The following is a 13,126-nucleotide window of genomic DNA, read 5'->3' as shown; positions in this document are numbered from 1 at the left end:
TCAGATGTCAGACACCACAACAACATTCACGGTACCCGCCGTCGCCCGGGCCGTCGCCGCCGCAATCGGAGACCGGGAGTTGGTGATCCAGGGCGAACATCGCTACAGCTACGCGCAGATCCTCGAACGGTCGAACCGGCTCGCCGCATACCTGCACTCCCGCGGTCTGGGATGCCACACGGAGCGCTCCGCGCTCAGCGGCCATGAGGTCGGCCAGGACTTACTCGGGCTGTATGCCTACAACGGCAACGAGTTCGTCGAGGCCCTGCTCGGCGCGTTCCAGGCACGTGTCGCCCCCTTCAATGTCAACTTCCGCTACGTCAAAAACGAACTGCAATATCTGCTGGCGGACTCGGGGGCCACCGCGCTGGTCTACCACGCGGCGTTCGCGCCACGGGTGGCCGAGATCCTGCCGGACCTGCCCCAACTGCGCGTGCTGATTCAGATCGCGGACGACTCGGGTCACGACTTGCTCTACGGCGCAGTCGATTACGAGAGCATCGTCGCATCAAGCTCGTCGAAGCCGCCGCCGGTGCAGCATTCCCCCGACGACCTGTACGTCCTCTACACGGGCGGCACGACGGGTATGCCGAAGGGCGTGCTGTGGCGCCAGCACGACATCTTCATGACGTCGTTCGGCGGGCGGAACCTGATGTCCGGCGAGCCGGCGCGTTCCCTGGACGAGATCGTGTCGGCGGCGGCCGCGAACCCAGGTACCAAGTTGATGATCTTGCCGCCCCTGATCCACGGTGCCGCACAGTGGAGCGTGATGACCGCGATCACGACCGGGCAATCCGTCGTATTCCCTTCGGCCGTGGATCATTTGGACGCCGACGACGTGGTCCGCACGATCGAGCGGGAGCGGGTGACCGTGGTGACCGTCGTCGGCGATGCGATGGCCCGCCCACTGGTCGCCGCCATCGAGAAAGGGATCGCCGACGTGTCGTCGTTGGCCGTGGTGGCCAATGGCGGTGCCCTGCTAACCCCGTACGTCAAGCAGCGCCTCATCGAAGTTCTACCCAACGCCGTCGTCGTCGACGGCGTCGGATCCTCGGAGACCGGGGCGCAGATGCACCACATGTCCACATCGGGGGCGGTGTCGACCGGCACATTCAACGCCGGACCGGATACTTCCGTGGCCGCCGAGGACCTGACCTCGATCCTGGAACCCGGCCACGAGGGCATGGGCTGGTTGGCGCAACGAGGCTACGTTCCGCTGGGCTACAAGGGCGACGCGGCCAAGACCGCCAAGACATTCCCGGTGATCGACGGCGTGCGATACGCGGTCCCCGGCGACCGGGCGCGCCATCACGTCAACGGTAATGTCGAACTGCTGGGCCGTGATTCGGTGACGATCAACTCCGGCGGCGAGAAGATCTTCGTCGAAGAGGTCGAGACCGCGATCGCGTCGCATCCCGCTGTGGCCGACGTGGTGGTAGCAGGGCGGCCGAGTGAGCGGTGGGGGCAAGAGGTCGTCGCGGTCGTAGCGCTGGCCGAGGGCGCCAGCGCCGATGCCGAGGGCCTGGTCGCACACGCCGCGCAAACGCTGGCTCGGTACAAGCTGCCCAAAGCGATCGTCTTCCGTCCGGTCATCGAGCGCAGCCCGTCGGGCAAGGCCGATTACCGGTGGGCGCGCGAGCAGGCAGTCAACGGCTGACCATGGGGTGAGATGCGTGAGGAATTCATGAAATACCAGGACCATATCGCCGTAGTCACCGGCGCGGGGTCGGGCATCGGCCGCGCATTGACGCTGGCGCTCACTCGGGCCGGCGCACACGTCGCCGCCTCCGATATCAGCCCGACGGGCTTGGCCGAGACCCAAAAGTCCTGTCCTTCAAGACAAGTCACGACTTACCAGGTCGACGTCGCGGATCGGGACGCGGTGCTCGCCTACGCCGACGACGTCCGCCGCGAGCTCGGTCCCGCCTCGATGCTGTTCAACAATGCCGGCGTCGACCTGTTCGCGGGCGTGGCGGACATGTCCTGGAAAGATCTCGACTGGCTCATGGGCATCAACGTCGGTGGCGTTGTCAACGGGACCAAAGCCTTTCTGCCGCAACTCATCGAGTCGGGTTCAAGCCGGCGACCCGCCCGGCTGATCAACCTGTCCAGTGCCTTTGGGCTGATCGCGATTCCGTATCAGGGCGCGTACAGCATGTCGAAGTTCGCCGTGCGCGGCCTCACCGAGGCGTTGCGGCAGGAGATGATCATGGAAGCACGTCCCGTCACCGTGCACTGCGTGCATCCGGGCGTCGTGCGCACCAACTTCGGGGCGAACATGCGCACGGCGGACACGGAGGACCCCGACCTCGCGACCAAGATGTTCGACCGCGCAGCCCTCACGTCGGCCACCAAGGCGGCCAAGCTCATTCTCCGGGGAGTCGACAAGAACCGGGCGAGGATCCTCATCGGGCCTGATGGCCGCGCGATGGCGGCACTACCGAGAGTCCTCGGCGTGCACTACACCGGACTGCTGGCGCGTGCCGCGCGATTGACCAACTCGGGCGCGGCCCACGCCGGACGCTAGGGGCGCGGGGCGACCTCGCCGAATAGGCACCTCATATTGTCTACTGTAAGAATTACAGTACGATCTTACGCAAGGACCTGCCGTTCACGCCGAAGATGTTGGAGACCTTGTGACGACCAACGTTCACGCCGCCGCCGGTACGGACGACGGCCAGACCGTCAGCCTGCGTGATCCCTATCCCTTCTTCGCCCAGAAGCGGCGCAAATCCGGCGTCTTCCGCGGTTCGGTGATGGACTACTCCAAGACACCCGAGGCACTGATGCCGAAGCGCGAGTACTCCGCGGTGTCCTTCAACGCGGTCAATACGGTGTTCCGGGACGGCCGGGTGTTCAGCTCCAAGCCGTACGACAAAACGATAGGCCTGTTCATGGGCCCAACCATTCTGGCGATGGAAGGAAAGACGCATCGCGAGCATCGCAACCTGGTGTCCGCGGCCTTCAAGTCCAAGGCGCTGGCCCGGTGGGAGCCCACGATCGTGCGGCCGATCTGCAACGCGTTGATCGATGAGTTCATCGAAACGGGCGAGGCCGACCTGGTCCGCAATTTCACCTTCGAATTCCCGACCCGAGTCATCGCCGCGCTGTTGGGCCTGCCTGCCGAAGATCTGCCGGAGTTCCGCAAGCGCGCCGTGCAACTGATCAGCTACCACATCAACTACGAACGGGCCTTCGAGGCGTCCGCGGCGCTCAAGGATTATTTCGTCGAGCAGATCGAGCAGCGTAAGTCCAAGCCCACCGAGGACATCATCGGCGACCTGGTGACCGCGGAGATCGACGGCGAAAAGCTCAGCGACGAAGCCATTTACTCGTTCCTGCGCCTGCTGTTGCCCGCCGGCCTGGAGACCACCTACCGGTCATCGGGAAACCTGTTGTATCTGCTCTTGACACACCCCGACCAGTTCGCCGCGCTGCAGGCCGACCGCGAACTGCTCCCGCCGGCGATCGAGGAGGGGCTGCGGTTCGAGACGCCGCTGACCACCGTGCAACGGTTCACCACCGAGGAGACCGAGCTGGAGGGCGTCGCCCTTCCGGAGCGGGCGGTCGTCGGCGTGTGCATCGGTGCCGCGAATCGCGACGAGCAACGCTGGGAACGCGCCGAAGAGTTCGACATCTTCCGCAAGCACATCCCGCACATCTCCTTCGCGGCCGGCGAGCACACTTGCCTGGGACTGCACCTGGCGCGGCTGGAGACCCGAGTCGCACTCGAGTGTCTGCTGGATCGGCTGACCAACGTCACCCTGCTGACCGATGACGACCCCCACATCCACGGCCAACCCTTCCGATCACCGAATGCGCTTCCCGTGACATTCGACGCCAAGTAGGGTCTGGAAAAATGGTGAAGGTAATGGCGGGCTTCCGGGTCCTCGAGGTTGCGCAGTTCACGTTCGTACCCGCGGCGGGAGCCATTCTCGCCGACTGGGGCGCCGATGTCATCAAGGTCGAGCATCCCGCACGCGGCGATACCCAGCGCGGCTTCGTCAACATGGGCGGCATTCAGGTCGACCCCGAACGGCACCCGCTGATGGAACATCCCAACCGGGGCAAGCGCAGCGTCGGGATCGACGTGTCCACGCCGGGCGGGCAGGAAGTCATCTACGAATTGGCAAAGAGCTCCGACGTATTCCTCACCAACTACAAACCCGCGCAGCGCCAGAAGCACAAGTTCGACGTGGAGCACATTCGCGCGGCCAACCCGAACATTGTGTACGCGCGCGGATCGGCATACGGCGACAAGGGTCCCGAACGCGACGTGGGCGGCTACGACGGCACGGCATTCTGGACGCGCAGCGGGGTGGGGTATGCGCTGACGCCCGAGGAACTGGGCGGCGCACTGGGACAAGGCATTCCCGCCTTCGGTGATTCCATCGGCGGCATGTTCATCGCCGGTGGCATCTCGGCCGCGCTGCTGCACCGCGAGCGGACCGGCGAAGCCGTCGAGCTCGACGTGTCGCTGCTGAGCACCGCCTGGTGGGCGGCGGGGGCCAGCGTGACGCAGGGCATGGAAACGGGCGAGGTCATGCGCACTCCGATGCCGGGAACGGGCAACCCGTCGGTGAATCCGTTCATGGGCAACTACGAAACCTCCGACGGCGGCACCATCAACCTGTGCATCATCAGCCCGACCGGGCTGATCCGCGACACGTTCGAGCACCTCGGCATCCCCGAGGCGGCCGACGATCCGCGCTTCGCCGACGTCATGCCGTTGATCCAGAACGCCGACGCGGCCGCCGAACTGATCGCGAAAGCGTTCGCCGGCAAGCCTTTCGAATACTGGCGCCAGCATCTGAAGACGATGAAGGGTCAGTGGGCGCCGTTCCAGAGCCTGCTGGACCTCGTCGACGACGAGCAGGCGATCGCCAACGACATGATCAGCGAAGTCGAGCTTGCCGGCGGCGGCAAGCCTTTCCGTGTCGTGCGCGGCCCCGTGCAGTTCAACCATGAGCCGCTGGCGACGAGCCGGGCTCCACAGGCATCCGAGCACACCGAACTCGTCCTGATGGAGATCGGGATGGACTGGGACCGCATCGAGCAACTCAAGGAGTCCGGAGCAATTGCGTGAATGATGTCGCGATTATCGGTGTCGGGCTGCACCCGTTCGGTCGGTTCGAGGGCAAGTCCGCCATGGAGATGGCTGCGGACGCAATCCAACTCGCGGTCGCCGACGCGGGCATCGAATGGAAGGACATTCAGGCCGCTACCGGCGGCAGCTGGACGGTGGCCAACCCCGATGCGATCGTCGGCATGGTGGGGCTGTCCGGCATTCCCTTCACCAACGTGTTCAACGCATGCGCGACCGCGGCCAGCGCCGCCAAGGCCTGTGCCGATGGGATCCGGTTGGGCGACTACGACATCGGGATCGCGATCGGCTTGGACAAGCACCCGCGCGGCGCCTTCACCGAAGACCCAGCCCTGGTGGGGATGCCGCGCTGGTACGCCGAGAACGGGCAGTACCTCACGACCCAGTTCTTCGGCATGAAAGCCAACCGCTACCTGCATGACCACGGCATCTCGCAGCAGACGCTGGCGAAGGTCGCGGCCAAGAACTTCCGCAATGGAGCGTTGAACCCCAACGCGTTTCGTCGCAAGCCGATCTCCGAAGAGAACATCCTGCGCTCACCGGTGCTGAACTACCCGCTCACCCAGTACATGTTCTGCGCGCCCGACGAGGGTGCGGCCGCGGTGGTGATGTGCAGGGCCGACATCGCACAGCGCTACAACGACAAACCGATTTACCTACGAGCGGTGGAAGTCCGCACTCGCCGCTACGGCGCCTACGAGGTCAACACCACCTTCGCGCCGGTGCAAGAGGATGTCGCCCCCACGGTGTACGCGTCGCGGGCAGCGTTCGAAAAGGCCGGCGTCTCACCGCAAGACGTCGATGTGATCCAGCTGCAGGACACCGACGCCGGCGCTGAGATCATCCACATGGCCGAATGCGGCTTCTGCGCCGACGGCGACCAGGAAAAGCTACTGGCCGACGGCGCCACCGAGATCGCGGGCTCCATGCCGGTCAACACCGACGGCGGCCTCATCGCGAACGGCGAGCCGATCGGTGCGTCCGGTCTGCGCCAAATCCACGAACTGGTACGACAACTGCGCGGCGAGGCGGGCGATCGCCAGGTACCCGGCGAGCCGAGGGTCGGGTTCGCTCAGCTATACGGCGCGCCTGGCACCGCCGCGGCGACGATCCTCACGACCTGAGTCAGACAGGTTCCACTTCGCGGAAACGGACAATGGTCGCCCAGCGGCTTCCCGTCGCCTCCAAGAAGTCGAAACCCTCGGGCTCGGCAAGGTCGCGCAGCTCCGCCACACTGATCCGGTCCGGATCGGGGAACATCTCGGTGAAGACGAGCCGCCCACCTGGCTTCAACACCCGGCTCAGCGATCGGACGCACGCCTGCTTGTCGGGCACTTCGCCGATCACCGCGGCCAGGAAGGCAACGTCAAAGGAGTTGTCCGGGAAGGGAAGTCTCTCGGCCGCCTGGCCGACGGTGTAGCCGATGTCGTGAAAGCCGGCACGCTCGAGCTGCCGCCGCGCCTTCTCGAGCATCTCCGGCTGGAGGTCGAACAGGTCGAGCCTGCCGTAGGTGAGTCGGCGAGCGATCTCCACGCTGAAGAAGCCGGGGCCCGGTCCGAGTTCGAGGACCCCCTCCGATCCGCTCAGGCCGAGCTTGTCGATGATGCCCGCGGGTTTCATCAACGCGCGGCGAATCGGGTTGTGGAGCATGAACGTCGCTTGATGCGGAAATGGCGACAGACCCGGATCGCGCCTCTTGCGCAGCAGGGCGTCCACCCATGTTGTCGGCATCGCGCCTCCTTTGTTTGTAGTTAGGGTACCCTAACATCGACACCGCGTCATTGGGCGTCACCGCAAACACGATCTCGCCGAGTGGCCGCCAGGTGCATGAGCGGCAACGCTGGGGTTAATTTCAGCGTGAGATCCACATCACACTCCGAAACTCCTCGAGGTTGCTGGCACACTGTGGACGCTATCGCCGAAATGCCGGCTTTCACTCGAAGTCAGGAGTCGCGGTGTCCACCACTGAAGTTCCCCACGGCGTCGCTCCCGTCCCCAGCGGCGAGCAGTTCGTGGCCATCCAGGCCAGCCCCGAATTCGCCGAATTGCGACGCAGGCTTCGCCGTTTCGTCTTCCCGATGACCGCGCTCTTCCTGGCCTGGTATGCCACCTACGTGCTGCTGGGTGCTTTCGCGCACGATTTCATGGCAACCAAGGTCTTCGGAAACATCAACGTCGGACTGCTCATCGGATTGGGTCAGTTCCTGACGACCTTCGTCATCACCGGGCTCTATGTTCGGTTCGCCGATCGGCAACTCGATCCGCGTGCCGCCGCCATTCGCTCGACGCTGGAAGGCCAAGCGTCATGACGCTTCTCGCCGCCGGGCATCAGGCAGTCGGTAATCCCGTCGCCAACATGGCGATCTTCGCTGTCTTCGTCGTGATCACGTTGTACGTGGTGATCAGGGCCAGCCGGCGCAACGCCACCGCGGCCGAGTTCTTCACCGCCGGCCGCGCGTTCTCGGGACCGCAGAACGGCATCGCGATCGCCGGCGACTACCTGTCGGCGGCCAGCTTCCTCGGCATCGCCGGCGCCATCGCGGTGTACGGCTACGACGGGTTCCTGTATTCCATCGGATTCCTTGTCGCCTGGCTGGTGGCCTTATTGCTGGTGGCCGAATTGCTGCGCAACACGGGCAAATTCACGATGGCAGACGTGCTGAGCTTTCGGCTGAACCAGCGCCCCGTACGGCTGGTCGCGGCGGCGTCGACGCTGACCGTGTCCCTGTTCTACCTGCTCGCGCAGATGGCCGGCGCGGGCGGCCTGGTCGCGTTGCTGCTCAACGTCAAAGGGCGCCTTGGCGAGTCGCTTGTCATCGCGGTCGTCGGCGTCCTGATGATCGTCTACGTCCTGGTCGGCGGCATGAAGGGCACCACGTGGGTGCAGATCATCAAGGCCGTGCTGCTGATCCTCGGCGCCGGGGTGATGACGGTGATGGTGCTGGCCAAGTTCGGCATGAATTTCTCCGACATCTTGGGTTCGGCACAGTCGGCGGTGTCGCACGCCACCACCAAGGGCGTTGCCCACCGGAACGTGTTGGCGCCGGGTGCCCAATACGGCGGATCGACGACGTCGAAGCTGAACCTGCTGTCGCTGGGCCTCGCGCTGGTGCTTGGCACCGCGGGCCTGCCTCACGTGTTGATGCGCTTCTACACCGTGCCGACCGCGAAAGAGGCTCGCCGGTCAGTGGTTTGGGCCATCGTGCTCATCGGTGCCTTCTACCTGTTCACGCTGGCGCTGGGCTATGGTGCCGCCGCGTTGGTCGGGCCCGACCGGATCCTCAAAGCCTCCGGTGGCCAGAACTCGGCGGCACCGCTGCTGGCGTTCGAACTCGGCGGGGTGGTGCTGCTCGGCGTCATCTCCGCGGTCGCGTTCGCGACGATCCTCGCCGTCGTCGCGGGTTTGACGATCACCGCGTCGACGTCCTTCGCCCACGATGTCTACGCCAGCCTGATCAAGCGCCACCAAGTCACCGAGAAAGAGCAGGTGCGGGTATCCCGCATCACCGCCGTCGTGCTCGGCATCCTGGGCATTGCGCTCGGGATCCTGGCCAATGGCCAGAATGTCGCCTTCCTGGTGGCGCTCGCGTTCGCGGTCGCGGCCTCGGCCAACCTGCCGACGATCCTGTATTCGCTCTATTGGCGGCGCTTCAACACCCGCGGCGCGCTGTGGAGCATGTACGGCGGATTGATATCGACGATTGTGTTGATCGTCTTCTCCCCCGCGGTATCCGGTGCAAAGACCGCGATGATCCCCAGCGCGAACTTCGCGTGGTTCCCGCTCGCCAATCCCGGCATCGTGTCGATCCCGTTGGCATTCCTGCTCGGTATAGTCGGCACGCTGTCATCGCCCGACCGTGGCGATCCGGTGCGCAACGCCGAGATGGAGGTCCGCTCGCTGACCGGCATCGGCGCAGAGAAGGCAGTAGCCACGCACTGATGCGGCTGTCAGGAGGCTTTCTTAGCAACCGGCGCGTAGGCCGGCTTACCGAGGCCAAGCATGTACTGCGCGATCATGTTCCGGAACACCTCGAGCGTGCCGCCGTAGATCCCGACCAGAGGCGCGAACCGGTATACGTACTCCGAGGCGCCGTCGTCGGCAGCGCCATCGGTACCGACCGGCAGTGTGGACGCTGTGCCGAGCAGGTCCATCAGGTCGGGTGAGACGTCACGCATCGTCTGCGCGAGGGCGACCCGGCCGAAGATGCTGGGCGCACTCAGCGCCGCTTCGATCCGGGCGGCGCTGCGGCCCAATCGGTACGCCACCGACGAATCATCAATGAGGCTGCGCCCGTTGGGATCCCGCTCTGTCGCTTTGCCAGCCGCCTTGTCGAGGGCGTCTGCCATGAAGCCCGCCTGGTGCATCATGATCGACACGTCCTGCAGCCCATCGGGAGCGGCCGCCACCGCACCGTGCTCGGTGTTGAGGGGTTCACGCAACACCGTCCAACCGGCGTTCACGTCGCCGAGGCGATATTTGTCGTCGACGCGCACATCGCTGTAGTAAACGATGTTGGTGCGGTCGCCGTCGACGGTGCGGATGCCCTGGATCTCAATGCCCTCTGAGTTCAGCGGAACCAGAAACATCGTCAGGCTCTTGTGTTTTGCGGCGTTCGGGTCGGTGTTGGTGATCAAGAAGACGTACTGGCAGTTGTGCGCGCCGGTGGTGAACATCTTGGAGCCGTTGATGATCCAGCTCGACCCATCGGCCTCCCGTACGGCGCGGGTCTTGCAGGTGGCTATGTCGGATCCGCCTTCGGGTTCGGTGTACCCCAGGCACAGCCGAACCTGCCCATTGAAGACACCCGGCATCACCTCGTCCTGCAACTCTTTTGAGCCGAACCTCGCGACCGAACGGGCCACCATCGCGGTGGTACCCCACGTGACCCACGGAACATGCGCGCGCCGCTTCTCCAGTTCCCAGATGCGGCGCCGCACCCGGGTGAAGCCGCCCTCGCCGTGCGGCTTCCATTCGGCTTCGAGGTAGCCGGCCGCACCGAGGGCCAGGTGCACTCCTTCGTCGAAGTTGTCACCGGTTTCGCGGTCGCGACGCCTGACCTCTTCGGTCACATGCGTGCGCAGGAATTCGCGCGCCTGCTGCAAGAATTCCTGGTCGTCGTCGGCCAGTGCGACTCGTGAGAAATCCACTTAAACGTCCTTCCCCGAACGACTTTCGCGTGCCGCGACCAGCTCGCCTACGTACTTGGCGCTGACTCCGGGGTCCCCGCCGGCCAACGCCCAGCCCCGGGCCCGCACCAGGTACGCGGTCGCGGCGGCCTCCGCCGACACCCCGAGGCCGCCTTGCACATGCACCGCCATCGTCGCGGCCTTGGCCGCCTCCTCGGCCATGAACACGAATGCCGAGGGCGCCAATTCCGGGCGCTCTGCGGGCTCGTTGTCCAAGAACCAGGCCGCGCGCCGGGCCAGGTTACGGCCACCCTGCACGGTGATCGCGATGTTGGCCAGCGGGTGGGAGATGCCCTGCAGTGTCGAGATCGGCACGCCCAACGTGTAGCGGGTCTTGGCGAACTCGGCCGCGATTGTCATCGTTTCTTCCACCAGGCCCACCAGGGCCGACGCGGTCAGCAACCGCCACTCATCCAGTGCCCGTTGATATTCCGTCAACGCGTCGGATCCGCTGGCCAGCACACTGCGACTGCCGGCGGTGGCCGGATCGACCCACGCCATCGGCAACCGGCCGATGTTGTCCACCTTCGTCGGCCTGGTGTCGAACGTCAGCCGGACCACGTCCTGACCGTCGCGGACGATGATCTGGTCGGCGATCGACCCTGTGGGGAGCAGCCGAGTCCCGGAGACGCTGTCCTGCTGCGGGTCGAGCGCCGCGATTCGTTTGCCCTGCACGACATCGGATTCCGCGGCGCCGAGGCGGGCCAACAGCCGGGCCGTGCAGACCTGATCGATCCAGGGCACGGGTGCCAGCGAGCGACCGACCTCCTCGGCGACCAGCGTCAAATCGACCAGCGTCGCACCGTCACCGCCGGCGGACTCCGGCACCGCCATCGTGGTTGCGCCCATCGCGCACAACCGCTCCCACAGGTTCTTGTCGAAGCCGGTCTCCTCGGCCGCACGCACGGCCTCGATCGAACAATGGGTTTTGAAGAAGTCGCGGTAGGCGGCCTGCAACGCCTCGTGATCCGGCGTCAGACTGTAATCGAGCCTGCGTAATTCGTAACGATCCATGCTCAGCGCTCCTCCTGGCCACCGAAGAAAAACTCATTCGCGTTGTTGTAGAGATAGTTTTCGAGCACCTCGGCAGGCAGGTCCAGCCCGGCCGCTTCGGGTACGACGCGACGCATTTTCAGCACCGGCCAGTCGGAACCGAAGATGACTTTGTTCGGTCCGCGCGTCCGCATGTAGTGCAGCAGGCTTTCCGGCAGGCGCTTCGGCGACCACGCCGACGTCATCAGGCGCAGGTTGGCGTACTTGAGCAACAACCGGATCGCGACGTCCCACCAGGGGTCGGCGCCGTGAATCATGCACAGCTTCAGTTCGGGGAATCGGACGCATACCCGGTCGAGGTGGATCGGGTTCTGCACCTCACCGGGAATCGGAGGCCCGGGAAGACCGGTGTTGATGCACAGCGGCAGCTCGAGCTCGGCGCATTTGGTGTACAGCGGATAGTAGACCGCGTCGCTGGGCGGGTACTGGCCGTCGCCCCAAAAGCTCGGTCCCACAGCGGTATACGCAACCGGTAGGTCTTTGACGACGGCGCTGAGTTCCCGCAACGACGGCATCGGCCGCAGCAAGTCAACGCCGCCCATCGCCAGCGCGAAGCGCTCGGGCCGCTCCTCGACGAATTTCCGCGCGGTCACCGATGGCTTGGCGAGGTTGTCCATCAGGATGGCTTTGCGCACGCCTTGGGCGTCCATCTCGTCGAGCAATGCGGACAACTCGACCGGGGAAAACATCGACTGCGGGCCCTTGAAATAGTCGTCGCGCACCTTGAGCATCCAGGTGGGTTGCTTCTCGGTCTCGCCGAAATGCACGTTGACGAGGCAATCAATCGCTTTCATGTCGACATCGGCGCCTTTGCTCTTGCTCGACTTTTCGCCCAACGGTAATCGGCCTTTCCATTGCCCAGACGCTGGACGCGTTCAACGAAGATCACTTCCTTGGGCGACTTGAACCGTGCCAGTTGCGACGTGCAGTGCGCGTGCAGCTCCGCGGCGTCCGCCTCCGCCTCGTCGCGGAGTTCGACGAGGGCGACGAGTTCTTCTCCCCAGCGCTCGCTCGGGCGTCCCACCACCAAGGCGTCGGCGATCGCCGGATGGGCGCGCAGCACCTCTTCGACCTCTTCGACGAACACCTTCTCGCCGCCGGTATTGACCACCAGGGAGTCGCGTCCGAACAATCGCAGGGTGCCGTCGGCCTCCAGGCTGGCGCGATCCCCCGAAATGACAACTCTCTTGCCGGCGACCTCGGGAAACGTCTTGCGGGTGGCGTCGGCGTCGTTGAAGTATCCGAGCGGGATTCGCCCTTCCCTGGCCACCCATCCCACCCCCGGTTCGCCGGGGGCGAGGAAGTGGCTGTAGTCCTCCGCGAGAACCAGGCCACCCTCGCGCAGCGTGAACGTGTCGGTCCGGGTGTCGCCGCGGCTGTGGCCGAAGCCCATGTTCCCGGTCTCCGACGACCCGTATCCGTTGATGAGCGTCAGCTGGGGTATCAATTCCAGCAGTGCCCGTTGATATTTCGGGTTGGTCGCGGCCCCTCCGGTACCGATCGCGTACAGCGACGACAGGTCGTATCGACCCCGCTGCAGCTCGGCAACCAGCGGCGCCGCGTACGCATCCCCGACCATCGTCATCATGCCGACTTTCTCGCGCTCGGCCGTCTCCCAGACCGACCGGGGGTCGAGCTTCTTGCGGGTGTCGTAGAGCACCACCGGGGTGCCGGCCATGACCGCCGAGAAGGCCGTCCACATGCCGGCGGCGTGCATCAACGGTGAGACGGCGAACCACGGCGCCCCGCCACCGGCGCGCACCTTGTCGTGAATCTCCTGCG

12 protein-coding genes are annotated in these 13,126 nt (G+C 65.1%); 7 read left to right on the top strand and 5 right to left on the bottom strand.

The annotated features are described in order from the left end of the window. Positions 1 to 4 precede the first annotated feature (4 nt). From JOZ00_RS17270 to JOZ00_RS17250, 5 genes are all read left to right on the top strand, one after another. Complete coding sequence (locus tag JOZ00_RS17270) at positions 5 to 1,657, top strand: acyl-CoA synthetase (RefSeq protein ID WP_293345684.1); 1,653 nt, start codon at positions 5 to 7, stop codon at positions 1,655 to 1,657. A gap of 27 nt (positions 1,658 to 1,684) precedes the next feature. After that, entirely contained in the window at positions 1,685 to 2,527 is an 843-nt protein-coding gene (locus JOZ00_RS17265) for an SDR family NAD(P)-dependent oxidoreductase (protein ID WP_293345713.1), read from the top strand. 109 nt (positions 2,528 to 2,636) lie between these two features. Further along, complete coding sequence (locus tag JOZ00_RS17260; RefSeq protein WP_293345682.1) at positions 2,637 to 3,848, top strand: cytochrome P450; 1,212 nt, start codon at positions 2,637 to 2,639, stop codon at positions 3,846 to 3,848. A 23-nt stretch (positions 3,849 to 3,871) separates the two neighbouring features. After that, positions 3,872 to 5,086: a CoA transferase gene (locus JOZ00_RS17255; protein WP_293345712.1), complete on the top strand. Its 1,215-nt coding sequence runs from the start codon at positions 3,872 to 3,874 to the stop codon at positions 5,084 to 5,086. Further along, positions 5,083 to 6,228 carry a thiolase family protein gene (locus tag JOZ00_RS17250; RefSeq protein ID WP_293345680.1) on the top strand — a complete coding sequence of 382 codons (1,146 nt, stop codon included), beginning with the start codon at positions 5,083 to 5,085 and terminating at the stop codon, positions 6,226 to 6,228. Before JOZ00_RS17255 ends, JOZ00_RS17250 begins: the two co-directional genes overlap by 4 nt. A 1-nt stretch (position 6,229) precedes the next feature. Here JOZ00_RS17250 and JOZ00_RS17245 read toward each other — a convergent pair whose 3' ends face one another. Continuing rightward, a complete protein-coding gene (locus tag JOZ00_RS17245) occupies positions 6,230 to 6,820 on the bottom strand; it encodes a methyltransferase domain-containing protein (RefSeq protein WP_366022348.1) in 591 nt (196 codons plus the stop codon). A 239-nt stretch (positions 6,821 to 7,059) separates the two neighbouring features. Here JOZ00_RS17245 and JOZ00_RS17240 point away from each other — a divergent pair, with 239 nt between their 5' ends. Beyond that, entirely contained in the window at positions 7,060 to 7,413 is a 354-nt protein-coding gene (locus JOZ00_RS17240; protein WP_293345676.1) for a DUF485 domain-containing protein, read from the top strand. Then, positions 7,410 to 9,044 carry a cation acetate symporter gene (locus JOZ00_RS17235; protein ID WP_293345674.1) on the top strand — a complete coding sequence of 545 codons (1,635 nt, stop codon included), beginning with the start codon at positions 7,410 to 7,412 and terminating at the stop codon, positions 9,042 to 9,044. Before JOZ00_RS17240 ends, JOZ00_RS17235 begins: the two co-directional genes overlap by 4 nt. Before the next feature lie 8 nt (positions 9,045 to 9,052). Here JOZ00_RS17235 and JOZ00_RS17230 read toward each other — a convergent pair whose 3' ends face one another. The 4 genes from JOZ00_RS17230 to JOZ00_RS17215 all read right to left on the bottom strand — a co-directional run. Then, complete coding sequence (locus tag JOZ00_RS17230; RefSeq protein WP_293345672.1) at positions 9,053 to 10,252, bottom strand: acyl-CoA dehydrogenase family protein; 1,200 nt, start codon at positions 10,250 to 10,252, stop codon at positions 9,053 to 9,055. After that, the gene (locus tag JOZ00_RS17225; protein ID WP_293345670.1) at positions 10,253 to 11,305 is read right to left on the bottom strand and encodes an acyl-CoA dehydrogenase family protein; all 1,053 of its coding nucleotides are present in this window, start codon (positions 11,303 to 11,305) and stop codon (positions 10,253 to 10,255) included. It abuts the gene before it with no gap. A gap of 2 nt (positions 11,306 to 11,307) precedes the next feature. Continuing rightward, positions 11,308 to 12,138 carry an amidohydrolase family protein gene (locus tag JOZ00_RS17220; RefSeq protein ID WP_293345668.1) on the bottom strand — a complete coding sequence of 277 codons (831 nt, stop codon included), beginning with the start codon at positions 12,136 to 12,138 and terminating at the stop codon, positions 11,308 to 11,310. Then, on the bottom strand, positions 12,135 to 13,126 hold a 992-nt coding region (locus JOZ00_RS17215), incomplete at its 5' end, for an AMP-binding protein (protein WP_293345666.1). The genes JOZ00_RS17220 and JOZ00_RS17215, both read right to left, overlap by 4 nt.

It is taken from the genome of Mycobacterium sp. (assembly GCF_019243155.1).
In the GTDB taxonomy this organism is placed as follows: domain Bacteria; phylum Actinomycetota; class Actinomycetes; order Mycobacteriales; family Mycobacteriaceae; genus Mycobacterium.
The sequence above is the reverse complement of the archived record's forward strand: the minus strand, read 5'-3'. Positions and strand labels throughout refer to the sequence as shown.

What these genes read in the sequence shown, in the direction of transcription:
- JOZ00_RS17270 (WP_293345684.1), top strand. Translation starts at nt 5, where the DNA reads ATGTCAGACACCACAACAACATTCACGGTACCCGCCGTCGCCCGGGCC.
- JOZ00_RS17265 (WP_293345713.1), top strand. Translation starts at nt 1,685, where the DNA reads ATGAAATACCAGGACCATATCGCCGTAGTCACCGGCGCGGGGTCGGGC.
- JOZ00_RS17255 (WP_293345712.1), top strand. Translation starts at nt 3,872, where the DNA reads ATGGCGGGCTTCCGGGTCCTCGAGGTTGCGCAGTTCACGTTCGTACCC.
- JOZ00_RS17235 (WP_293345674.1), top strand. Translation starts at nt 7,410, where the DNA reads ATGACGCTTCTCGCCGCCGGGCATCAGGCAGTCGGTAATCCCGTCGCC.
- JOZ00_RS17225 (WP_293345670.1), bottom strand. Translation starts at nt 11,305, where the DNA reads ATGGATCGTTACGAATTACGCAGGCTCGATTACAGTCTGACGCCGGAT.
- JOZ00_RS17220 (WP_293345668.1), bottom strand. Translation starts at nt 12,138, where the DNA reads ATGAAAGCGATTGATTGCCTCGTCAACGTGCATTTCGGCGAGACCGAG.